A 25,006-nucleotide genomic window follows, 5' to 3' on the forward strand; every position below is an offset into this window, starting at 1 on the left:
AAACATATAAATTCGGCCAATTCATAAAAAAAGTGAGGAAAAAGAATGGAATTACTAAAACTGGTAATTGTGGACGATGAACCAATTTTATTACAGGGACTTTTAGATACCTATGACTGGGAGAGCATGGGATTTGAGGTTGTCGGATCTGCCAAAAGTGGAGTTCAGGCACTGGAAGTCATCAGACGTGAACAGCCACATGTCGTTCTAACCGATATTCGAATGAAGCAAATGACAGGACTTATGGTTATGGAAGAAATTCAAAAAGAACAGATCTCATGTCTTTTTGTAGTACTTAGTGCATACCGTGATTTTGAATATGCAAAACATGCCTGTGATCTTGGCGCCTACGCATATCTTTTAAAACCAATTGATGACGAACAGCTTCGCTCCACAATGACCGGAGCCTATAACACATGTATCAAACAGCTACGCAGTGAAGAAAAATACGAAAGCTGGGAACAACTCCTTTTAAAAGACGGTGACAGTTTTCTGCAGGTCGTAATACAAAAATATGTTCAGAATCTGATCCCGGAGGAAAAGATTACAGAAGTATTCTCTGTACTTCATGATTTGCCGGATAATCATGATTTTTTTATCACAGTGTGCGCCGATATTGATTTAATTTATAAAATTACAAATTCTTTAGATTATGAAGCATCCAGATATGCCGTAATCCAGGAAATAGAAGCACATGTTTTTGAACATTTTTCGTACTGGAAATTTGAAGGGGAAGACGGCAATTATGTTTTCATTATAAAAACTCAGCAAAAGAATGCAGTAAGGCAGATCAAAACTTTATTAGAGCAGGCAAAGAATGAAGAAAAATGTCCGGTCATCGCTTCTATTTCCAAGCCATATAAAGGGATATCCGGAATCCGGAAAAGCTATGAAGAAGCACAAAAGTTATTTGGAATTGCCAGTGCTTCCGGTGCCAGTGCGTTTACAATTCCAGAAGATTTAGAAGAGCAGGAAGACGATTCGAAGCAGTTCTCTGAAGACAGGGAAATCCGGATTATGAACAGCATACGGAAAAATGATTTTGTGGAACTAAAAGAAACATTTATTGATTTTATTTACCATCTTCCAAAAGAAGAAGCACGGCAATGCCAGTACCTTCATAAAGTTATGCTCCGAGTACAGTTCATGCTTCAGGACACCTATGGTATGAACGAGGATATGAAAAATCAATTTACAAATTATTATTCTAACCTGAATCATCTGCCGGCTGTAAAAGCAGTAGATGTCTGCTACAAAATTTTATGCCGTGCAATAGAACTGCGTCAGGAAGAAGCCGGGAAAAATGAAACGGGTTATTTTAAAGAATATATGGCAGAAGCTGTCGCTTATATCGAAGAACATCTTCAAGAGGAAGACTTGTCAATCATTGCAACAGCAGCTCATGTATATTTAAACCCGGTTTACTTTGGACGTATCTTTAAAAGCACCTTCCATATGACTTTTAAACAGTACCTGGTCAAAAAACGTATGGATAAAGCAAAAAGAATGCTGGAAGAAGAAAATACCAGTATCCGAACAATCTGTGAAGAAGTTGGTATCAGCAATCCTTCTTATTTTTCACAATTATTCAAGCAATATACCGGAAAACTGCCAAGTGAGTATAAAAAGGAATACGAAGTATGAAGCAAAAATATTTAAGTTCAGGTATCCAGAAAAAATATTTAAAATCTACGCTTATATTACTTCTTCTTGCACTTTTATTATCTATGATCGGAGTATGGAGTTATATGCACCATACTTTAAAAAATAATATTATAGAAAAATACGAGTTTGCAGACGAGAAGATGGGAATTTTACTGGATAATCTTTATACGAAATCGAAAGAAGTGACTGCAGAAGCTATTCTTAATGAAACGATCCAAAAAAGTCTGAACGCAGAAGAACTGACTGATAATGAAAAGAATGCCGTTGGCAAATATTTCTCATATCTGGATCTGGATTCTATTCAAGATTATTGTTATATGGATAATAAAGGAAACGTATATACCAGATTCTATAGTTATGTAGATGCTTTTGACATTAAAAACACTGTGTTTCAGAAGAAGCTTGGTACAGAGTACGCAAAAACAGTCTGGTTCATTGCAAAAGATACACTCTTTAACGGAAAAGAAGATTCCTTGTTCATCACCCGATATGTTCATTCTCTGGACTATCCAAGCGAACCTGGAATTATTATTCTGAAAATGAATCCTTCCTTTTTGAATCATATCGTAACGATGGATTCCGAAAAGGCAGATTCTTCCATTCTAACCGGAATAATGGATCAGAATGGAAATATTTATGCTCTGAATCAGAAAAACACTGACTTGCCGGACAATGTGACGAAAACTTTGATAAGCGCATGTAAAAAATCCTCTGATACGGGAATTATTCTCAATGGAGAGACTGTAACGGGTGGTTATCTGTCTGCTTACTATCAAAAGGACTGTTCGTTTTCCATCTTTACGTATGTGCCAAATGAAGTTGTTACAAGTCAGACCACCCAAATTTTAATTGTATTGGTTCTGATTTACCTGATTATTGTAGTATTAGCCCTATTACTCAGTATCTTGTTCTCTAATCGGTTCACCAGACCGGTCCAGGAAATCACCACATATATGACTGGATTTGACGGGGGAGATTATACACATATGCCAGAACTTCACACAAACACGGAATTAGATCAGATTGGACATTCTTACAATGAAATGCTTAGCAATATTGAACAACTTGTCAATGAAATTAAATTACAGGAAAAAGAACTGCGCACCAGTGAATTAAATATGCTGATCAGTCAGATCAATCCACATTTTCTGTATAATACACTGGATACCATCTATATGCTTGCGCGTATGAACAAAGAGGAAACGACCATGCGTATGATCCAGGCTCTTTCAAAGTACCTGCGCCTCTGCCTCAGTAAAGGAAGTGATATTGTATCCGTAGAAGATGAGCTGGAAAATGTGAAAAGCTACATGGAAATCCAGCAGATCCGAAACGCAGATCTGTTTGAGTATGAAATTGACTGTCAGGTCAATGCAAAAGAAAATAAAATCCTGAAGCTGATCCTTCAGCCATTAGTAGAAAATGCAGTAAAATATGGATTCAGTGAAATCTATGAGGGGGGCTATATACGGATACGGATTACAGAAGAAAATGATGTTCTGGTGCTATCTGTCTATAATACCGGCATGCCAATGAATAAAGATATGGTAGAAAAGATCAACGGACTTACGCATTTACCTATTTCTCAGATCAAAGAGGCATTTCCTGACAAAAAACATGGATACGGTGTATTTAATATACTGACTAGACTGCGGTTAAAATACGGTGATAAGATTACATATTACTACGAAACAACCGATGCAAGTACAACTTGTACGATAAAAGTGCCAAAAGGAGGTGAGCAGGAATCATGAAAAAGCAACATATCAAAAAAACAATCCGAAGTATGTTTATACTTCTACTTATGATCTGCCTGCTGACCGGCTGTAAAACATCTGAAAAAAAACTGGCAGAAGAATCCAAAGAACCAGTAAAAATATCCATTATTCTGACCGTGGATCCATCTACCGGAACGAAAAATGAACAGAAAGTAGTGGAAGCATTTAATAAAAAATACAAAGGAACCTATGAACTGGATGTTGACTGGATCGTAGAGACAGAAGATGACTATCGTCAAAACCTGAAACGATTGAATGCAACCGATGAACTTCCGGATATTATTACAGATCTTCGAATGCTTCCTTCTTTTTATCAGAAAATGATTGCAGAAAACCGAATTGTGAATTTGACTCCATATATTGATGCAGACGAAGAATGGTCTTCCATGATCGAACCTGTTGTACAGGAAGGATGCACTTACGCAGACGGAAATACTTATCTTGCACCAATTTCAACTGCGGCTTTTTCCTGCTGCGGCATATTCTGGAATCAGGAATTGTTTAACAAAGCCGGCATTGATTCCTTTCCAACAACATGGGATGAGTTCTGGGCGTGTTGTGACAAACTTACAAACGCAGGTATCACGCCACTGGCACTACATACAGATGGAACGGGATGGGCACCTATGTTACTGGCAAGTGCAGCAGTCGCTTCTTCATCGGAAGAAGGTGCTGAATTTATGAGTCTGATCTATCCGGACACCTACCAGAATGCTTCCGGGCTGGAATTGGCAAATACTTTAAAGCGACTGTTTTCCTATACAACATCGAATGCCCTGTATAATGATTTTGACACAGCATACAATAACTTTTTTACCGGGAAAGCAGCTATGGTTCCAAATGGATATTGGATGATCGACCAGATTCCTAACGGATGGGAACAGTGTGTTCGTTTTTCTTCTTTTCCTGGAAATACACTGGTTTCTTCTCCGGAAACATTTGGCTGGGCACTGACGTCTGGATGCAGTGAAGAAGTAAAAGAAGGAGCACTTGCATTTTTTAAATTCCGGACAAAATTTAATCTTCTGGAAAAAGAAACGATGTTTTCAATGGAGGAAAAATATATAAGCCAGGTGGAACGCGACTACCTGAAGGCATTTTCGAATTCCCCGACATTTGTTCCGAATTACCAGGTCAAATGGAATTCCGTTTTCCAGGAAAATACGCTCTCCAAATACCTGCCTCAGCTTGCGGAAGGACGTATTACCCCGGAAGATTTTCTAAATTATGCAGATGACAGCATACGACAATTTGAAGAAGAACAATAACGGAAAGTTTAATTTTTTATATTAGAGGTTTTTTTATTGATACAGTTTTACGCAAATTTCCTGCTAAAATATGAGTAAATCAAGAGAACAAAAAAGATTCTCAGAAAGGCGAGGGAACAATTATGAAAATGCGTAAAGTTGTATCAATTTTACTTGTTGCAGCAATGACTATCGGAATGGTAACTGGCTGCGGCAACTCATCGGGCAAAAAAACTGCAAAGTCTGATGCAAAAGGAAAGGTATATTATCTGAATTTCAAGCCAGAGCAAGATGAGCAATGGCAGGAACTTGCGGAGCAATACACAGATGAAACGGGAGTTCCGGTAACTGTACTCACTGCTGCATCCGGTGAATACGAAAAAACATTAAAATCCGAGATGGCAAAAACAGATGCTCCTACATTATTCCAGGTAAATGGTCCGGTAGGACTTGCAAGCTGGAAAGATTATTGCTATGATCTGAAAGATTCTGATATAGCAAAAGAGCTGACAGATGATGACTTTGCTCTGATGGACGGAGATAAGATGGCAGGTATTGCTTACGTTGTTGAGAGTTACGGTATCATTTACAACAAAGAGCTTCTTAAAAAAGCAGGTTACTCCGCATCAGATATCACAAACTTTGACAGCTTCAAGAAAGTTGTGGAAGACATTACAGCAAATAAAGACAAACTTGGATTCTCTGCATTTACATCAGCAGGTATGGACGGTTCTTCTGACTGGAGATTTAAAACTCATCTGGCAAACCTTCCAATCTACTATGAGTATAAAGCAGACGGTATTGATAATACAGATGCAATCAAAGGTACATACCTTGACAACTATCGTCAGATCTGGGATCTGTACATCAACAACGCAACTTGCGAGTCAACTGCTCTTTCTACAAAGACAGCTGATGATGCAACTGCAGATTTCGTAACAGAAGAGGCTGTATTCTATCAGAACGGTACATGGGAATACACCAACATCAAAGATATTGGTGATGATAATCTTGGAATTCTTCCTATCTACATTGGTGTAGACGGAGAGGAGGATCAGGGAATCTGTACTGGTACAGAGAACTACTGGTGTGTAAACTCCAAAGCTTCAAAAGATGACATTCAGGCTACTTTAGACTTCATGAACTGGTGTGTAACATCTGATGCAGGCGTTAATGGTCTTTGCAAAGAAATGGGATTCACGATTCCATTCAAAGCAAATCTTGATTCTGATAACGTACTTGTAAATGAAGCAAACAAATATCTGGAAGATGGCAAAACTCCTGTTTCATGGAACTTCTCAACAATGCCTTCTGAGGAGTGGAAGAATGGTGTTGGTTCTGCATTAACTGCATATGCAGCAGATCAGACAGATGCGAACTGGGCAAAAGTTGTAAGTGCTTTTGTAGACGGCTGGGCAACTGAAGCAGCAGCTTCCAAATAAGAAATATCAAATATTAATCGTAATATATTCATGCGGCGGGCAGGGTCAATTCTCCCGCTGCTTTTAAGGAAAGGGGGCACCTTTTATGCAAAAGGCTGTAAAACGCTATATGCCCATATTCGTACTTCCTACATTCTGTGCGTTTATCTTGGGCTTTATCATTCCTTTTATCATGGGAATCTGGCTTTCATTCTGTAAATTCACAACGGTAACAGATGCGAAATTCATCGGATTTTCCAACTACAAAAAGGCTTTTGAAGACACGGTATTCCGTCATTCTTTCTGGTACACTGCATTGTTTGCAGTTGCATCTTTAATTATTATTAATGCCGTTGCTTTCGCTCTGGCAAGTGCACTTACCAAGAATATGCGTGGTACTAATATTTTCCGTACTATTTTCTTTATGCCGAACCTGATTGGTGGAATTGTTCTTGGTTATATCTGGCAGTTAATTTTTAATGGTATTCTTGAAAAATACGGAACAGCACTTGCATTAAACGAATGGTACGGATTCTGGGGACTGATCATTCTTGTAAGTTGGCAGCAGATTGGTTATATGATGATCATCTATATTGCAGGTCTTCAATCTATTCCGGGTGATGTTATGGAAGCGGCACAGATCGATGGTGCCGGAAAATGGACAAAATTATTCAAAGTCACGATTCCAATGATGATGCCATCCATTACCATTTGTATGTTCTTATCACTGACAAACGGATTTAAATTATTTGACCAGAACTTATCACTGACAGCCGGTGAACCTTCCAAGATGTCTGAGATGATGGCACTGAACATCTTTAACACGTTTTACGGACGTACTGGATGGGAAGGTGTCGGACAGGCAAAAGCCGTCCTGTTCTTTGTTCTTGTCGTTGCAATTAGTATGATTCAGTTACATATGACTCGTTCCAAGGAGGTGCAGCAATAAATGAAAAAGGAAAGAAGTGCTCTTAGCGCAGCCGGAACCGGTATATTTACAATCTTAGGAATTGTCTATATACTGCCTATTTTAATCGTACTTATGAATTCTTTTAAAAAGAAGGTTTATATTAATAAACAGCCATTCCAGCTTCCGGATGGAAAAACGATGGCCAGACTTGAAAATTACATGACTGCAATTGATAAATATAATCTTCTAAGTGCAGTTGGCTGGACAGTATTTATTACTGTTGGATCTGTTCTTGTAATTCTTGTATGTACTTCTATGTGTGCATGGTACATTACAAGAATCAAATCTAAATTTACAAAAATGCTTTACCTTTTATGCGTATTTTCAATGGTCGTACCTTTCCAGATGGTTATGTTCACCCTGTCACTGGTTGCTGACCGTACCGGACTTCGTACTCCTTGGGGTATCATTATTATTTATCTGGGCTTTGGTGCAGGTCTTGCAGTATTTATGTTCTGTGGATTTGTCAAATCAATTCCAATCGAGATAGAGGAAGCAGCAATGATAGACGGCTGCACACCGATTCGTACATTTTTCAGTGTAGTACTTCCGATCATGAAACCGACCTACATCTCTGTTGGTATTCTTGAGACAATGTGGATCTGGAATGACTTCCTACTTCCTTATCTGGTACTGGATCTGAACAAATATAAGACAATTTCTATCGCAATCCAGTATATGAAGGGAAGCTACGGCCGTGTTGATATGGGTGCTGTTATGGCTGCTCTGATTCTTGCAGTTATCCCTGTCATCATCTTTTATCTGTCCTGTCAGAAACATATTATCAAGGGTGTGGCAGCAGGAGCCGTTAAAGGTTAGGTACATGCCTGAAAAAAGGAGTTTATATCATGAGACAAAGTGGAATTTTAATGCCGGTATCTGCAATTCCTGGTGCATACGGAATCGGATCATTTTCAAAGGAAGCTTATAAATTTGTCGACTGGCTGCAAAAAAGCGGCCAGTCACTGTGGCAGATTCTGCCACTTGGCCCGACCAGTTATGGGGATTCTCCTTACCAGTCATTTTCGACTTTTGCCGGAAATCCTTATTTTATTGATCTTGAAACACTGGCCCGGGAAGGACTGCTTGAAGACGACATATGCAGGCAGGCAGATTTTGGTAATAATCCGAATCAGATAGATTATGGCATGCTTTATCAGAACCGATTTCATATCTTAAAGGTAGCTTATGAACATGCAAAAGAACAGCAGATCATGAATTCTTCTGATTACGTGGATTTTCTGAACGAACAAAATGAATGGCTTTCAGACTATGCTCTTTATATGTCTGTAAAAGATTATTTTCATGGAGCTGGCTGGAATCTATGGGAGGAAAATATCCGTCTTCGCAGACCAGATGCAATTTCGCATTATCAGGACTTACTTACAGATGAAATTCATTTTTATCAGTTTCTACAATACGAATTCTACAAACAATGGAACATGTTAAAAGAATATGCAAATCAAAAAGGGATTCAGATTATTGGAGATATCCCAATTTATGTTGCTTATGACAGTGCAGATGTATGGGCACACCCAGAGTTGTTCCAATTAGATGAAAGTGGACAGCCAACAGCAGTAGCCGGATGTCCTCCGGATGGTTTTTCTGCTACCGGACAGCTTTGGGGAAATCCTTTATATCGGTGGGATTATCACAAAGAAACCGGATTTTCCTGGTGGGTAAACCGGATCCGAGGTTGTTTTAGACTATATGATATTATGCGAATTGACCATTTCCGGGGCTTTGATGAATATTACAGCATTCCTTATGGTGATCCAACTGCTGAAAACGGGCACTGGGAAAAGGGGCCTGGTATGGATTTATTTCACAAAATAAAACAAGAACTTGGTGATCTTCCAATTATTGCTGAGGATCTTGGATTTTTGACAGATTCCGTAAAACAACTTTTAAAAGATAGTGGGTACCCAGGTATGAAAGTTCTTCAATTTGCTTTTGATTCCAGGGAAGACAGTGATTATCTTCCGCACAATTATCATCCAAACTGTGTTGTATACACCGGTACCCATGATAATGATACGCTTCAAGGATGGTATCAAGCTTTAAAAGAAGAAGATAAAGAAATGGCTTTGGAATATATTGGAAATCGATTTACTCCGGAAGCAGACATTCATTGGGATTATATTCGGCTCGCTATGAGAAGTGTGGCAGATACATGTATTATTCCTGTTCAGGACTACTTAGGTCTTGGCTGCGAAGCACGCATAAATACCCCTTCTACATTAGGCGGAAACTGGATCTGGCGTTCAGACGAAGACAGCTTCACGGATAATCTGGCAGCAAAAATTAAAAAAATTACTCAATTATGCGCGCGCAGTTTACAACAAAAAGGAGAGTAACAATGAATTACAAAAAATATTTGGAAGACCAGCTTCAGACATCTATTGAAGCGGCAGATCATAAAAGTGTTTATTATGCACTGCTTCATCTGACAAAAGAATTATGCAAAGAGAAACCAGCAAATCAAGGGACAAAAAAGATTTACTACATTTCGGCAGAATTTTTGATTGGAAAACTTCTTTCCAACAATTTGATCAATCTAGGAATCTACGATGATATAAAGAAGCTTTTACATGAAAACGGAAAATCTCTGGAAGAAATTGAAGAATTCGAACCGGAACCATCACTTGGAAATGGCGGGCTCGGACGCCTGGCTGCTTGTTTTCTTGATTCTATAGCAACACTTGGACTTCCGGGAGCTGGAATTGGCCTGAATTATCATTACGGTCTCTTCCGACAGGTTTTTGAAAACAACAAGCAAAAAGAGTTGAAAAATCCATGGATTGAAAAAGAAAACTGGCTTATAAAAACAGATGTTCATTTTCCGGTTCAGTTTGGTTCTTTTACTTTACAGGCGTCCATGTATGATATTGACATTCCCGGATATGGTAACGGAATCAACAAACTACATCTTTTTGATGCAGACTCCATTGATGAATCACTTGTGACAGATGGCATTCATTTTAACAAAGAAAATATTGCCAAAAACCTGACTTTATTCTTATACCCGGATGACAGTGATAAAGCCGGACATCTGCTCCGTATTTATCAGCAGTATTTTATGGTCTGCTGTGGTGCAAAGCTTATTTTAAAAGAACTAAAAGAACAGAATTTTGAACTTACTTCGCTTCCTGAACATGTTGTCATTCAGATCAATGATACCCATCCATCTATGATCATCCCGGAACTTATCCGGCTTCTTATGGAGCAAGACATTGACTTTGATACTGCAACTGATCTCGTATCCAGAACATGTGCCTATACAAATCACACGATTCTGGCAGAAGCTTTGGAAAAATGGCCGCTCGATTATCTGAATGAGGTCGTGCCGCAACTGGTTCCGATTATTGAAAAATTAGACGCTAAAGCAAAAGAAAAATATAAAGATGAGTCTGTTGCGATCATTGATTCGCAAGACCTTGTGCATATGGCTCACATGGACATTCACTATGGCTTTAGTGTAAACGGAGTTGCAGCCCTCCACACAGATATTTTAAAAAACTCCGAATTAAAAGCTTTTTATCAGATCTATCCGGAAAAATTTAATAATAAAACAAATGGTATTACATTCCGTCGCTGGTTGATGCACTGTAATTTGGAACTTTCGGAATATATCAGCAGTCTAATCGGTGATTCCTGGAAGAAAGATTCTTCGAAACTTGAAAAACTTCTTGAGTATCAGAACGATACTAAGGTATTGAATCATTTTCTTAAGATCAAGCAGAAGAATAAGCAAAAACTATGTATGCATTTAAAAGAAAAGCAAGATTTGGACATTGATCCGAATTCCATTTTTGATATTCAGATCAAAAGACTGCACGAATACAAAAGACAGCAGTTAAATGCGCTTTATGCCATTTATAAATATAAACAGATCAAATCCGGTCAGCTTCCACAGAGGCCGATCACCATGATCTTTGGGGCAAAAGCTGCACCTGCTTATACACTTGCAAAAGATATCATCCATCTGATCCTTTGCCTCCAAAAGCTTACGTTATCAGATCCTGAGGTATCACCTTATTTAAAAGTGATTATGGTTGAAAATTATAATGTTACAGAGGCATCTCATCTAATACCTGCCTGTGATATTTCTGAACAGATTTCGCTTGCATCAAAAGAAGCAAGTGGAACCGGCAATATGAAATTCATGCTGAACGGAGCTGTGACACTGGGAACTATGGATGGCGCCAATGTTGAAATCTGTAATCTGGTCGGAAAAGATAACATTTATATTTTTGGTAAATCCAGTCAGGAAGTGATTCAATTATATGAAACGTCCGAATATCATTCTGGCCAATATTACGACAATGATCCACTGATACAAAATCTCGTTGATTTTATTATCAGCAAAGAAATGATACGTATCGGTGACCCGGAAAACCTGTGCCGGTTATACAAAGATTTGATCGGTAAAGACTGGTTTATGACTTTGCTCGATTTAAAAGAATACATTGCTGTGAAAGAGAACGTAATGGCTGACTACGAGGATCGTATGAACTGGGCTGGAAAAATGTTAATAAATACTGCAAAAGCCGGATATTTTTCTTCTGACCGGACCATTGCCGAATATAACCGGGATATCTGGAAACTTTAATCGTATACTTGTCTGAAACATAAATATGAGCTATACTAAACCAAGGCCATTTTTCGCGAAAGCTAAAATGGCTTTGGTTTTTTCGTTATCGATTACATGTACAAGGAGGAAAACATGATCAGAATCAGTCAGTTAAAGCTTCCGGTTACTCATAAAAAAAGTGACCTTGAAAAGAAAATATATACAACATTAAAAATTTCCAGCTCAGATCTTCTGACCTGGCATATTGAAAAAAAATCTCTGGATGCCAGAAAGAAACCAAATCTTTTTTATGTTTACACGATTGCAGCAAACGTTCAGAATGAAAAGCGGATTATAAAAAAGAACCGGAATAAAAATATTACAATAAAAGAAGAAAATGATAGCTATCATTGCACTCCGACCGGAACACATGTACTGACTTACAGGCCTGTTGTAATCGGGACCGGACCGGCCGGTCTGTTCTGTGGTTATGCGCTTGCACGTATGGGATACCGTCCAATTCTTTTAGAACGTGGTGCTTCTATGGAAGAGCGCCAGAAAGACGTACAAGATTTCTGGAAAACAGGCAAACTAAATCCTGAGTCTAATGTCCAGTTCGGCGAAGGCGGTGCAGGTACATTTTCTGATGGAAAGTTAAATACGCTTGTGCACGATACCCATAACAGAGGAAAGGAAGTCCTGCGTCTTTTTGTGAAATATGGGGCACCGGAATCCATTCTTTATGATGCAAAGCCACATATCGGAACTGATATTCTGGCAAAGGTCGTTAAAAATATACGTGAGGCAATCATCTCTATGGGTGGTGAAGTTCGTTTTCATACAAAAGTGACAGGAATCCGTACAAAACGCAGCATTGATTTTTCAGATGAGCCGGCACTTGCGATGCTTCATCTGGAAGATACCAGAACAAACATCGGAGAAGATTTACTGACGGACGTTGCAGTACTTGCCATTGGTCACAGCGCCAGAGACACTTTTGGGCTTTTAAATCTCTCAGATATAAAAATGGAGCCAAAACCATTCGCTGTAGGCGTACGCGTAGAACATCCACAAGATATGATTGACGAATCTCAATATGGTAAAGATGCACCCGAGAGCCTTCCTGCTGCTGCATATAAATTAACAGCTAAGACAAAAGAGGGCAGAGGTGTCTATACTTTCTGCATGTGTCCAGGCGGTTATGTAGTAAATGCTTCATCTGAAGAGAACCGACTTGCAGTAAACGGCATGAGCTATAGCGGGCGAAATGGCAAAAATGCCAATAGCGCAGTAATCGTAACCGTCTCACCGGAAGATTTCCCAGAAAAAGGCATCCTCGGAGGTCTGGCTTTTCAGCGCCAATTAGAAGATGCTGCATATGCTGAAGGACAAGGGAAGATCCCGGTCCAGCTTTTTGGTGACTTTAAGAAAAATGTGCCATCTTCCAGTGCAGGCACTATATCCCCACAGATGAAAGGTGCTTATAGCTGGGGCAATGTAAGGAGCATTTTCCCTGAGTTTATTGCGAGATGCCTGGAAGAGGGAATTACGGAATTTGGAAAGAAAATCCCAGGCTACGACCGCGATGATGCAGTCCTCTCCGGTGTAGAAAGCCGTACCTCTTCACCCGTCCGTATTCTGCGTGACGAGACCTTGCAAAGTTCTGTAAAAGGACTTTATCCATGCGGGGAAGGTGCAGGATATGCAGGCGGTATTACATCAGCCGCCATGGATGGACTGAAAGTGGCAGAAGCTGTCAGTCAAAAATACATGGCTTTCGACAATCCTAAGAATGTTTAAGAATTTTTTAAGGGTATAAGTCTATACACATTTTCAGAAATGTGCTAAAATGTATGGAGTTTTCAGATAGAAGAAACATGAGGAGGAGTACATATGAAGGGAGCAGGCGGAAAGAACTCCTGGGCACTTTTTCTGTTGTTATTAACAGGAATCGTCCTTGGAGGCTTTATTGGCATGCTGGCAGAAGGGGTGCCGGCGCTTAGCTGGCTTGGCTATGGACAGACGTTCGGGCTTGATACACCGATTGTAGTCAATCTGGGACTTCTGGTCATTACATTTGGTCTTACGATCAAGATTACAATCGCCAGCATTATAGGCGTTGTGATTGCAATTATCATTTACCGCTTCTTATAGTCTACCGAAGAGAATCATCGAATCTAAAGGAATATATGAATCAAAAAGTTACCATGAAAGAGATACCGAGTGCCGACAGGCCTTATGAAAAATGCGAAAAGCTCGGCGCCGGTGCTCTGAGTGACACAGAACTTTTAGCTGTGCTGCTTCGGACCGGTACGAGAGGGGAGAATGCTCTCGAGCTTGCCAGCCGTATTCTTTATCACAACGGCGAAAGCGGAATTCTCGGTATTCATCAGTTCAGTATTGAGCGATTGAAGAAAATTCACGGTGTCGGACGCGTGAAAGCAGTCCAGCTATCCTGTATCTCAGAGCTTGCGAAGAGACTTTCCAAAGCCTCTGCCGGGGAATTATTAAGTTTTGAAAATCCGGATTCGATTGCAAGGTACTACATGGAAGATCTCCGGCATGAAAAGCAGGAAATCATGAAACTGCTCATGCTGAATTCCAAATCAAAACTCATTGGCGAAACGAATATATCAAAAGGAACGGTGAATGCTTCCTTAATTACGCCAAGAGAATTATTTATTGAAGCATTACAAAAGAATGCTGTATTTGTTATTATTTTACATAATCATCCAAGTGGTGAGCCGACACCAAGCAGAGAAGACCGGCTCATTACAAGGCGCATTCAGGATGCGGGAGCTCTAATCGGGATCGAGCTTTTAGATCACATCATCATTGGGAATAATTGTTATGTGAGTTTTCGCGAAGAAGGAATGCTGTAGAAAGGATTTGAATCATATGGCAAGGAACACCTATGGACTGGATCTGGGATCCTACGAAATCAAAGTCTATGACAAAAAGCAAGATACCATCTGGAAAGAAAAGAATGTGCTTGCAGTTCAGGATAAAAAAGAAATTATTGCAATCGGTGAAGATGCTTATCAGATGTATGAAAAGACTCCACCGGATATTGAAGTTGCATTTCCAATGCGTGACGGCGTTATTTCCCGTTTCAATGATATGCAGAACCTGCTTCAGAATATTCTAAAAAAGAACCGACATTTCAGCCGGGGTGCAGAATATGTGATCGCGGTACCAACTGATGTAACTGAGGTACAGAAAAAAGCCTTTTTCGATCTTGTGATCCACTCAAATGCAAAGGCACGAGAAGTTAATATCGTAGAACGTTCCATTGCCGATGCAGTCGGTCTTGGTATTGATGTACAGAATACAACGGGTGTTATGATCATTAATTTCGGTGGTGAGACAACTGAATTATCCGTCCTCACCGAAGGTGGTATCGTCTTTAACCGCCTGTTAAAGCTTGGTGGTACAACACTGGATCAAGAAATTGTGAATCTTGTACGGAACAGTCATGATTTTTTGATTGGAAGCAGAACGGCAGAAATATTAAGACAGCAGTTCGATGTTTTTAACGGCGATTCTGAGACCGCTTTCTCTGTAGCAGGAAGGGACCTGATCACTGGACTCCCTATGCGAAAGACCATTTCCATCACACTTGTAAGAGCCGCATTTAAAGATACTCTTCTGGAATGTATGAAAGCCGTCCGCTCTATGCTGGACCGTACACCGCCGGAGATCCGGAAAGCTATTTACCAGAATGGGATTTATCTGACTGGTGGAATTGCGAATATGAGCGGTCTGGATGCTTATGTAGAAAGTATGACTAAAATCCACACAACTGTTGCTGAAAAGCCGGGCATTTGTGCAGTGAATGGGTTAAAGAAAATCATGCTTTCCAAGGATCTCAGTAAATTAGCATACTCAATGTTAGACGAAAGTTATAGGTGGATGAGATAATATGAAGATAAAAAACCAATCCTCAATTCCAAGTAAATACTGGTTGGCAATCATTGCAGTCATCTGTGTGATTCTTTTGGGAATCGATCAGGTGACAGACGGCGGGGGGCCGCTTCGATTTATCGGTGATTATACAGTTGTTCCAATGCAGAAAGGTATCAGCTATGTTGGAAGATGGTTAAGTGATCTTTCTGATAACTTTGAGACACTTCAGGATATGAAAAAGCAAAATGAAACTTTGCAGTCCAAAGTAGATGAACTGACTATTGATAATACAAGACTTCGCCAGGACGAATACGAATTAGAACGTCTGCGCGATCTGTACAAACTGGATCAGAACTACTCTGATTACGAAAAAATCGGTGCACATGTCATTGCGAACAACGGAACGAACTGGTTCAGTGATTTTACTATAGACAAAGGAAGTGCAGACGGCATCAAAGTGAACTGTAACGTACTGGCCGGGAGCGGGCTGGTAGGACTTGTCACAGAAGTTGGTCCCCACTATGCGAGAGTACGTTCAATCATTGACAATTCCAGCAACGTAAGTGCTATGATCCTCTCTACTTCAGATACCTGCATCGTGCGTGGAGATTTGAAATTAATGGACGATGGACGTCTTCGTTTTGAAAAGCTGGCTAATAATGACAATGACATAAAGGTCGGTGAACAGGTTGTTACTTCCTATGTAAGTGACCGCTTTGTTCAAGGTCTCTTTATCGGATATATCAGTGAGATCAATGTGGATTCCAATAATCTGACTCGTTCCGGTTATATCACACCTGCGGTAGATTTTAGCAAAATTCAGGAAGTCCTTGTTCTCACAAAGACAAAAGAAGATATGACGAACGGGGCAGACGATGAGTCTGCTTCCGACACAGCAAAGGGAGAGTAGTGATCTATGAAACGAAAGCTCATAACACTGGCAATTATTATCCTGTGTTTTCTCTTGCAAAGTACCATTTTTCCATCACTGGCTTTTGCCTGCGTGCAGCCAAATCTTTTTATAATTGTAACAGCATCTTTCGGATTTATGCGAGGACGTAAAGAAGGTATGGCTGTTGGTGTGATCTGTGGACTTTTGACAGACGTTTTCTGGGGAAACACAATTGGATTTTATATACTTTTATATACTGTGATTGGATATTTAAACGGAACATTTGAACGTTTGTTTTATGATGAAGATATTAAACTGCCTTTAGTACTTATCAGTGGCAGTGAACTAATTTACGGTGGCATTATCTGCTTTTGTGGATATATCCTGAAAGGTGACTTTAGTTTCGGAACCTATCTGATTCATATTATCCTGCCAGAACTTGTATACACTATTTTAGCAACTTTGATCGTATATCAGATCATCTTACACATTAACAAAAAACTAGAAGCAGAAGAGCAAAGGAGTGCAAGCCGATTTGTATAATTTGTGGAACCGGATTAAATCCGGCATAAGTGATATCGTAAAATCAAGAACATTTATTGCAATTATCATGTTCTGCGTCTTGTCAGCAGTATTACTTCAACGAGTATTTTATCTGCAGATTGTGAAAGGACAGAACTATACCGACAAATATGAACTTCAGATTCAAAAAACAAAAGAGGTCGAAGGAACCCGCGGCAATATTTATGACCGCAACGGTGTTCTGCTTGCCTACAATGAACTGGCTTATTCTGTTACCATTCAGGATAATGGAGACTATGATAAAAAATCCGAAAAAAATAAAGCTTTAAATCAAATCGTAACGAAAGTTATTAACATTGTAGAAAGTAATGATGATTCCGTCATCAATGATTTTGGTATTATTCTGGATGCCAATAGTGAATACTCTTTTGTAGCAGAAAGTGATACCCAGCGCCTGCGTTTCATCGCAGATGTATATGGCAAAAAAACCATTGATGAATTATCGGACAAGCAAAAGTCCCAGTCTGCTGCCGACATCATGCATTACTTATGTACCGATAAAACTTACGGTTATGGTATCAACGAGAAAAAACTGGACAAGACTATGATTTTGAAACTGGTCAATGTACGTTATGCAATGTCTCTGAACAGTTATCAGAAATATATCTCTACTACGATTGCATCCGATGTCAGTGATCAGACTGTGGCTGATATTATGGAAAACAGTGATTCTCTACAGGGCGTTAACATTGAAGAAGAATCCTTACGCCGATATACAGACAGTAAATGTTTTGCAAATGTAATTGGCTATACCGGACAGATTTCAACAGACGAATATGATGCACTTAGTAAAGAGGATCAGGAAACTTATTCCAAAACGGATACGGTCGGAAAATCCGGACTTGAAAAAGTCCTGGATTCCACACTTCGCGGAAAAAAGGGTGAAGTGAAGTTATATGTAAATAACGTTGGTAAAGTTCTGGACACCGTTCAGTCTACAGAACCAAAAGCTGGCAATGATGTGTATCTGTCTTTGGATGCTAATCTTCAAAAAGCAGCCTATAATATTCTGGAACAGGAGCTTGCCGGAATTCTTCTTTCCAAGATCCAGAACACTTTGGATTTTGATCGGAATTCTGTCAGTGACGGAAGTGACGTTATGATTCCAATTGGCGATGTTTATAACGCACTCATTGCTAATGATGTTGTAAATATGACTCATTTCAGTGAGAATGATGCAAAATCAACCGAACAAGAAGTTTATAATACATTTTCCGGATACAAAGAGCAGGTTCTGGCAAGTCTTTCCAGTACACTTGCAGATCCTAATGCAGCTGCATACAAAGATGATTCTAAGGAAATGCAGGCATATCTGAGTTATATTGTTACAGATATATTGACAAATAATACCGGCATTTTAAATTCCAGTGTCATCAACAAAAATGATGAAACCTATAAAGCATGGAAAACAGATGAGACCATCAATGTTTACACATTTTTAAACTATGCTGTTTCTCAGAACTGGATTGATACCTCAAAGCTTCAAAATTATACAAGCAATGGTGGTAAATATTCGGATTCCTCGGAAACTTTCCAGGCAATTATTTCATACTTAAATGAACATTTAAAATCCGATAACAGTTTTGACAAGCTGATCTACAAATACATGATCAAAGCCGGATCCATTACTGGTCGTGAACTTTGTATGATTCTCTACGAGCAGAACATACTTAATTATGATGAATCTCAATATAATGCACTCGCAAGTGGCGCAACAACAGCTTATGACTTTATGCGTGGAAAGATCCAGACACTGGAGATTACACCTGGACAGCTCGGTCTGGAACCATGTACAGGTTCTTTTGTCATGACAGATACTTCCACAGGTCAGGTTCTGGCATGTGTATCTTATCCGGGATATGACAATAACCGACTTGCAAACAATATGGACTCAACTTATTACAATCAGCTTGTAACAGCAAGTTCCCGTCCATTCTACAATAATGCGACACAGGAAAAGACCGCACCGGGATCTACTTACAAACCTTTGTCTGCCATAGCCGGACTTACCGAAGGTGTTATCAGTACCGATTCCCATCTTCCGTGCCATGGTATTTATGAAAAGATTGAACCAAATCCAAAATGCTGGATTTACCCAAACGCACATGGCAGTCTGGATGTGTCGGGTGCAATTGAAAACTCTTGTAACAGTTTCTTTTATGAAGTCGGTTACAGATTAAGTCTGAAAGACAACGGAATCAATTCTATCAGCCAGGATAATAATCAGGGTGATGCAACGAATGCTTACTATTCCAGTGAGCTTGGACTCCAGAAGCTTTCAAAATATGCTCAGATGTTTGGACTTGGAACCACTTCCGGAATGGAAATTCCAGAGGCTGATCCACAAATTTCCGATGATTCTTCTGTACCATCTGCAATTGGACAGGGTACCAACAACTACACGACAAGTCAGCTTGCCCGCTATGTTACTACGATTGCAAATAAAGGAACACTTTTTGATCTGACACTCCTGAACAAGACCACTGATGTCAAAGGCAATGTCATTGAAGAATCACAGCCAAAAATCGATAATACTCTGTCAGATATTTCTGCAAGCACATGGGATGCTGTACATGAAGGAATGCGTAATGTAGTACTTGTATCTCACAGTAGTACATTTTCGGATATTAACAGGAGCGGATTCCAGTTATCCGGTAAAACCGGAACAGCTCAGCAGAGTAAAACGCATCCGGACCATGCGCTTTTCATAGGATTTGCGCCAAGCGATTCACCGGAAGTTGCTTTTGCAACTCGTATCGCCAATGGTTATAGTTCTACTTATGCAGCAGAAGTAGCCAGAGACGTTATGAAATATTATTACCAGCTCACTCCGGAAAATGAATTGATAACCGGAACAGCTTCAAGCATTGGTTCAAATGCTTCAAATGAAGGCTAGGAGCAGCTTGCCCTTCAAAAGACAAAATGGTTCATGAAACACATAGCGAAAAGAAAATTCAAAAGCATGAAACAAAGCCATTGACAGGAGGAAGTTATTCATGGGCGAAGTAATTGTTATTACATCAGGAAAAGGCGGTGTAGGTAAGACCACTACAACAGCAAATATTGGTGCGGGACTCTCTTGGTTAGGAAAGAAAGTCATTGTCATTGATACCGATCTAGGTCTTCGCAACCTTGACGTAGTTATGGGACTGGAAAATCAGATTGTCTACAATCTGGTCGATGTGATTGAAGGAACCTGTCGATTGAAACAGGCAGCAATCCGGGATCGCAGATATGAAAATCTCTATCTGCTTCCATCTGCCCAGACAAAAGATAAATCAGCAATTTCACCGGAACAGATGAAAAAGCTGGCTTCAGAATTGAAAGAGGAATTTGATTATGTACTTTTAGACTGTCCGGCCGGAATCGAACAGGGATTCCAAAATGCAATAGCCGGAGCTGATCGTGCTCTTGTTGTCACAACACCGGAGGTTTCCGCAATCCGGGATGCTGACCGCATCATTGGACTGTTGGAAAAAAATCAGATTCGCAATAGTTCGCTAATCGTTAATCGCATCCGAATGGATATGGTCAGACGAGGGGATATGATGTCCATTGATGATGTGACTGAAATTCTCTCCATTCCACTGATTGGAGCCATTCCAGATGACGAGCAGGTTGTTGTTGCCACGAATCAGGGGGAACCGGTCATCAGCCTGGATTCCCTGGCCGGAAAAGCCTATACAAATATATGCAAGCGTATTCTCGGCCTTGAAGTACCTTTCTTGAATCTTTCCGGACATCAAGGACTATTTTCAAAGCTGTCCGGTGTCTTTCATAAAAAATAGGAGGGTACATACAGCATGTTAAAAAAATCTTCTGTGTCTGTTGCGAAAAGCAGATTGAAACTGCTGATCGTGTCAGACCGCATAAGCTGTTCTCCGATAGAATATGAGAACATTTCCAGAGATTTATTCCAGACATTATCCAAATATCTGGAACTCACAGAAGATAACTTTCATGTTGAAATATACAGAACACATATTTTCATTTCATATGTAGGAGAAGAAACGTGAGATTACCAAGATTAACAAAACCTTATAAACTCAGAGATTACAAGTTCAGCCTTGTTCTGCTTGTATTTGCATTATCCGTAATTGGCATTATGGTTGTAGGCAGTGCGAAGGCATCTGTTCAGAACAAGCAGATTTTTGGTGTCTGTGTAGGATTCGTTCTTATGATGATTGTATCTTTGATCGATTATATATGGATTCTTAATTTTTACTGGATTATATACGCAGTCGCAATATTAAGTTTGTTATCTGTACTTGTCTTCGGACACACAGCCAACGGCGCAAAGCGTTGGATTGACTTGGGATTTACAACTTTTCAGCCATCAGAGCTTGCAAAAATTCTTTTAATTTTGTTTTTTGCAAGATTTCTTATGGATCACAAAGATGATATTAACGATGCAGTCACATTGATTAAATATGCAGTGCTTGCCGGAATTCCACTTGCTTTAATTCTGGTAGAGCCGAACCTTTCTACTACAATCTGCACTGCACTTGTCATTTGTCTGTTGATCTATATTGGAGGACTGAGTTACAAATTTATCGGAACTGTGCTTCTTATATTAGTTCCAGTGGCTATTATCTTTTTAAGTATCGCCGTCCAGCCAAACCAGCCATTTTTGAAAGACTATCAGCAAAAGCGTATTCTTGCTTTCCTGGAGCCTGAAAAGTATGCCAGTGATGAAGCATATCAGCAGAATAACTCTGAGATGGCAATCGGATCTGGTCAGCTTACCGGAAAAGGTCTGAATAACAATACTACTACCTCTGTAAAAAATGGTAACTATATCTCAGAGCCACAGACGGATTTTATCTTCGCCATTATTGGCGAGGAACTTGGGTTTGTTGGATGTTGTATTATTATTGCGTTATTACTGCTTGTTGTGATACAATGTATATTGATTGGAATGCGATCGCGGGATCTCGCTGGAAAGATCATATGTAGTGGCGTTGGAGGTCTGATTGGATTTCAAAGTTTTATTAATATAAGTGTAGCAACGAATATGCTTCCGAATACCGGAGTACCGCTGCCATTTATCAGTTATGGCCTGACATCACTTGTAAGTTTATATATCGGTATTGGATTTGTCTTAAATGTCGGACTGCAACAAAAAAAATATCAATAAAGGAGTGAACGCAATGAATATAGGTCTTGTCGCTCATGATTCAAAGAAAACACTGATGCAGAATTTCTGTATTGCTTACCGTGGAATTCTGAGTAAACACGAACTTTATGCTACCGGTACAACTGGAAGACTCATCGAAGAGGTAACGAATCTGAATGTTCACAAATATCTGGCTGGTCCACTTGGTGGAAAGGAACAGCTCGGAGCTCAGATTGCTCAGAATGATATTGATGCATTAATTTTTTTAAGAGAACCTATGAACCCAAAACCTCATGAGCCGGAGGTCAATGATTTATTCCGCCTTTGCGATACTTATAATATCCCAATGGCAACGAATCTTGCAACCGCTGAACTGATTATTTTAGCAATTGACAGAGGAGATTTAGACTGGCGTGAAATGTACAGATAACTCTTCCAAAAGCAGAAGAGCAAGAAATAAACGTAATAAAAGAAAAAAACAAATAAGAAACAGATGGGTCGCATGCCTGTCTGTTATTCTTATGATACAGTGTATTGCAGCTGTCAATATCTATAAAGACAGCAACAAAACATGAGCTCTAGTACAGGAATATGAAACTTCCAATTATACAAAAACTTTGTATCGGGGGCAGCTATTTGCCGAAAATCTGTGTACAGCATCTGAAGACATTCCGTTATCTGTTAAATCTTCCGATACTGGTTCTGACTCAGTTTCCGAAAATGCTTCTGCTGCTGGCAATCCACTTGGCTTTGAACCGGAGTCCGTACATGCAGTAGGGCTTTTTGACGTGAATAACGCCGAAACAGATTGTGCTTATAATATTCATAAGAAAATCTATCCTGCAAGCACAACGAAGATTCTGACCGCCCTGGTTGCTTTGGAGAATGGAAATTTATCTGATACGGTCACAGTGGCTGATGAAGCTGATTCTGGTAAATTTGCAGCAGATGAACAGACATGTGGCATCAAAGCAGGAGATCAGCTCACACTGGAAGATCTGTTGAACGGTCTGCTTTTATATTCCGGCAACGACAATGCCGTTGCCATTGCTGACCACATTGCAGGCAGTACAGAAAAGTTTGCAGAGATGATGAATGCTGAAGCAAAAAAACTCATGGCAACAAACAGTCATTTTGTGAATCCAAGTGGTCTTCATGACGATAACCATTATACGACTGCTTATGATCTCTATCTGATTTTTAATGAATGTATCAAACATGATGAATTTGTAAAGATCATTAACAGCAGTTCTTATACTGCACATATTACCGGCGCAGATGGAACAAAGCGAGATGTGAAATGGGAGCCTACCAACTATTATGCAAAAGGAGAAGCAACTCCTCCTGATAATGTGACAATCATCGGCGGCAAGACTGGTACAACAAAAGGAGCCGGAAACTGCCTGATTCTTCTTACAAAGGACAGTTCTGGAAATCCTTACATTTCCATTATTATGGGAGCCGGATCAAAGCCTCTTCTTTATCAGGATATGACATCTATGCTCAGTAAAATTTAGTTGTACTAAAAAAGTATATCAAAAGGGGCATCCTCATAGGATACCCCTTGGTTTGTTCTTAGCCTGCTTTATGAGCAGACATCTGTCATATCTTTCATGCGACCGTACAAGCTGATCAGGTAAAGTCCACAGATACCTACGATTGTATAGATAATCCTGGATAACCAGGACAGATTTCCAAATAAGAAAGCTACCAGATCAAACCGGAATATCCCAACGAGCAACCAGTTGACAGCCCCGATAATTACAATTGTAAGAGCTGTATTGTCAAACCATTTCATATAGATTCCTCCTTTTTTTTACTGCCTATAGTATGTACAAAGTTCAAGAATTTATGCAAAAGGACCATATTTATGTATTACACTTATTCAGATTATTTAAAAAATAAATATCATGAAAAGGTTTATAAACTTCCTGTCAATCTTCCTGTTACCTGCCCAAACCGTTTAAACGGAGCATGTGGCTGCGATTTCTGTGCGGAACATGGAACAGGATTTGAAGCTTTAAATCCTCAATTATCTGTGACAGAACAATTAACTCTAACTCGAGAAAAGATTGAAAAAAAATATCATGCACATAAATTTATTGCTTATTTTCAAAACTACACGAATACATTTTTACCTATTGACAGATTTGAAAAATATATGCGGGAAGGCGCAAGCTTTCCGGATGTTGTAGAAATTTCCATTTCGACCAGACCGGACTGTATCCGCTCTGATTATTTGGAAATTCTTGAAAAAATCCGTTCAGAATTTCAAGTAGAGATTACTTTGGAACTTGGACTTCAGACTGTAAATTACCATACATTAAGAAATATACACCGCGGACATACATTAGCCGAATTTATTGATGCTATGTGGATGATCCGAGATTATCACTTTGACACCTGTGCACATGTTATTCTCAACTTGCCAGGTGATGATCTGATGGATGCTATTGAATCTGCAAAGATACTGTCTGCACTTCAGGTCAGCACAGTCAAACTCCATTCTCTCTATATTGCTAAAAACACAAGGTTGTGTGAAGCTTATGAAAATGGTACAATAACTCTGTGTTCAAAAGAAGAATATATCACACGTGCAATTACATTTTTGGAATACCTTAATCCAGAAATTGCCGTGGAACGGCTTTTCAGCCGTATTCCCGAAAATGATGCCGTTTTTTGTAACTGGGGCACAAGCTGGTGGAAACTAAAAGATGAACTACTTAGCACGATGCAGAAAACAGACAGCTACCAGGGAAAAATGTATCATTATTTACATGGAGCAGCTTTAAGGTCTTTAGATGGCTCTGATAATTTATAGTACTTTGTCTGCTTTGCAGATCTAAATATTACGAC

General features: G+C 39.5%; 23 protein-coding genes. 22 read left to right on the top strand and 1 reads right to left on the bottom strand.

Translation table 11 applies throughout. From position 1 onward, the window contains the following. Nucleotides 1-45: 45 nt before the first annotated feature. The 21 genes from LI149_RS00800 (at nt 46) to LI149_RS00900 (ending at nt 23,667) form a co-directional block, all read left to right on the top strand. The gene (locus tag LI149_RS00800) at nt 46-1,644 is read left to right on the top strand and encodes a response regulator (RefSeq protein ID WP_227142873.1); all 1,599 of its coding nucleotides are present in this window, start codon (nt 46-48) and stop codon (nt 1,642-1,644) included. After that, nucleotides 1,641-3,419 (top strand): sensor histidine kinase, encoded by a 1,779-nt coding sequence (locus LI149_RS00805; RefSeq protein WP_227142874.1) that lies wholly within the window; start codon nt 1,641-1,643, stop codon nt 3,417-3,419. Before LI149_RS00800 ends, LI149_RS00805 begins: the two co-directional genes overlap by 4 nt. Then, nucleotides 3,416-4,711 carry an ABC transporter substrate-binding protein gene (locus tag LI149_RS00810; RefSeq protein ID WP_227142875.1) on the top strand — a complete coding sequence of 432 codons (1,296 nt, stop codon included), beginning with the start codon at nt 3,416-3,418 and terminating at the stop codon, nt 4,709-4,711. Before LI149_RS00805 ends, LI149_RS00810 begins: the two co-directional genes overlap by 4 nt. A 122-nt stretch (nt 4,712-4,833) precedes the next feature. Next, nucleotides 4,834-6,132 (top strand): ABC transporter substrate-binding protein, encoded by a 1,299-nt coding sequence (locus LI149_RS00815; protein WP_227142876.1) that lies wholly within the window; start codon nt 4,834-4,836, stop codon nt 6,130-6,132. A gap of 85 nt (nt 6,133-6,217) precedes the next feature. After that, complete coding sequence (locus tag LI149_RS00820) at nt 6,218-7,060, top strand: carbohydrate ABC transporter permease (RefSeq protein WP_005332727.1); 843 nt, start codon at nt 6,218-6,220, stop codon at nt 7,058-7,060. Then, the gene (locus LI149_RS00825) at nt 7,061-7,900 is read left to right on the top strand and encodes a carbohydrate ABC transporter permease (RefSeq protein WP_227142877.1); all 840 of its coding nucleotides are present in this window, start codon (nt 7,061-7,063) and stop codon (nt 7,898-7,900) included. It abuts the gene before it with no gap. A gap of 29 nt (nt 7,901-7,929) precedes the next feature. Next, complete coding sequence (gene malQ, locus LI149_RS00830) at nt 7,930-9,438, top strand: 4-alpha-glucanotransferase (RefSeq protein WP_227142878.1); 1,509 nt, start codon at nt 7,930-7,932, stop codon at nt 9,436-9,438. A gap of 2 nt (nt 9,439-9,440) precedes the next feature. After that, on the top strand, nt 9,441-11,693 hold the full coding sequence (locus LI149_RS00835) for a glycogen/starch/alpha-glucan phosphorylase (protein WP_173786022.1): 2,253 nt from the start codon (nt 9,441-9,443) through the stop codon (nt 11,691-11,693). A 114-nt stretch (nt 11,694-11,807) separates the two neighbouring features. After that, nucleotides 11,808-13,454 (top strand): NAD(P)/FAD-dependent oxidoreductase, encoded by a 1,647-nt coding sequence (locus tag LI149_RS00840; protein WP_227142879.1) that lies wholly within the window; start codon nt 11,808-11,810, stop codon nt 13,452-13,454. 93 nt (nt 13,455-13,547) lie between these two features. Next, complete coding sequence (locus tag LI149_RS00845; RefSeq protein ID WP_005332732.1) at nt 13,548-13,808, top strand: DUF4321 domain-containing protein; 261 nt, start codon at nt 13,548-13,550, stop codon at nt 13,806-13,808. 35 nt (nt 13,809-13,843) lie between these two features. Continuing rightward, nucleotides 13,844-14,536 (top strand): DNA repair protein RadC, encoded by a 693-nt coding sequence (radC, locus tag LI149_RS00850; protein ID WP_005332734.1) that lies wholly within the window; start codon nt 13,844-13,846, stop codon nt 14,534-14,536. A 16-nt stretch (nt 14,537-14,552) separates the two neighbouring features. Beyond that, the gene (locus LI149_RS00855) at nt 14,553-15,575 is read left to right on the top strand and encodes a rod shape-determining protein (protein WP_005332736.1); all 1,023 of its coding nucleotides are present in this window, start codon (nt 14,553-14,555) and stop codon (nt 15,573-15,575) included. 1 nt (nt 15,576) lies between these two features. Next, on the top strand, nt 15,577-16,470 hold the full coding sequence (gene mreC, locus LI149_RS00860; protein ID WP_005332737.1) for a rod shape-determining protein MreC: 894 nt from the start codon (nt 15,577-15,579) through the stop codon (nt 16,468-16,470). 6 nt (nt 16,471-16,476) lie between these two features. Beyond that, the gene (mreD, locus tag LI149_RS00865; protein ID WP_005336394.1) at nt 16,477-16,995 is read left to right on the top strand and encodes a rod shape-determining protein MreD; all 519 of its coding nucleotides are present in this window, start codon (nt 16,477-16,479) and stop codon (nt 16,993-16,995) included. Next, nucleotides 16,988-19,930 (top strand): penicillin-binding transpeptidase domain-containing protein, encoded by a 2,943-nt coding sequence (locus LI149_RS00870; protein WP_227078258.1) that lies wholly within the window; start codon nt 16,988-16,990, stop codon nt 19,928-19,930. The genes mreD and LI149_RS00870 overlap by 8 nt, the downstream gene beginning before the upstream one ends. A 100-nt stretch (nt 19,931-20,030) precedes the next feature. Continuing rightward, the gene (gene minD / locus LI149_RS00875; RefSeq protein ID WP_005332740.1) at nt 20,031-20,822 is read left to right on the top strand and encodes a septum site-determining protein MinD; all 792 of its coding nucleotides are present in this window, start codon (nt 20,031-20,033) and stop codon (nt 20,820-20,822) included. A gap of 15 nt (nt 20,823-20,837) precedes the next feature. Continuing rightward, complete coding sequence (locus LI149_RS00880; RefSeq protein ID WP_117612699.1) at nt 20,838-21,050, top strand: cell division topological specificity factor MinE; 213 nt, start codon at nt 20,838-20,840, stop codon at nt 21,048-21,050. Continuing rightward, the gene (locus LI149_RS00885; RefSeq protein ID WP_173786016.1) at nt 21,047-22,171 is read left to right on the top strand and encodes an FtsW/RodA/SpoVE family cell cycle protein; all 1,125 of its coding nucleotides are present in this window, start codon (nt 21,047-21,049) and stop codon (nt 22,169-22,171) included. The genes LI149_RS00880 and LI149_RS00885 overlap by 4 nt, the downstream gene beginning before the upstream one ends. Nucleotides 22,172-22,184: 13 nt before the next feature. Then, nucleotides 22,185-22,580, top strand: coding sequence for a methylglyoxal synthase (locus LI149_RS00890; RefSeq protein ID WP_005336385.1), 396 nt, complete (start codon nt 22,185-22,187; stop codon nt 22,578-22,580). Between the two features lie 161 nt (nt 22,581-22,741). Next, on the top strand, nt 22,742-22,927 hold the full coding sequence (locus tag LI149_RS00895; RefSeq protein WP_227142880.1) for a hypothetical protein: 186 nt from the start codon (nt 22,742-22,744) through the stop codon (nt 22,925-22,927). An 11-nt stretch (nt 22,928-22,938) separates the two neighbouring features. After that, nucleotides 22,939-23,667 carry a serine hydrolase gene (locus tag LI149_RS00900; RefSeq protein ID WP_227142881.1) on the top strand — a complete coding sequence of 243 codons (729 nt, stop codon included), beginning with the start codon at nt 22,939-22,941 and terminating at the stop codon, nt 23,665-23,667. 68 nt (nt 23,668-23,735) lie between these two features. Here LI149_RS00900 and LI149_RS00905 read toward each other — a convergent pair whose 3' ends face one another. After that, the gene (locus tag LI149_RS00905; RefSeq protein ID WP_005332750.1) at nt 23,736-23,948 is read right to left on the bottom strand and encodes a DUF378 domain-containing protein; all 213 of its coding nucleotides are present in this window, start codon (nt 23,946-23,948) and stop codon (nt 23,736-23,738) included. A gap of 72 nt (nt 23,949-24,020) precedes the next feature. Between LI149_RS00905 and LI149_RS00910 the strand changes: the two genes are divergently transcribed. Continuing rightward, nucleotides 24,021-24,971 carry a TIGR01212 family radical SAM protein gene (locus tag LI149_RS00910; RefSeq protein WP_173786014.1) on the top strand — a complete coding sequence of 317 codons (951 nt, stop codon included), beginning with the start codon at nt 24,021-24,023 and terminating at the stop codon, nt 24,969-24,971. Nucleotides 24,972-25,006 lie beyond the last annotated feature (35 nt).

The organism is Dorea sp. 210702-DFI.3.17 (assembly GCF_020560825.1).
In the GTDB taxonomy this organism is placed as follows: Bacteria; Bacillota; Clostridia; order Lachnospirales; family Lachnospiraceae; genus Dorea; species Dorea formicigenerans.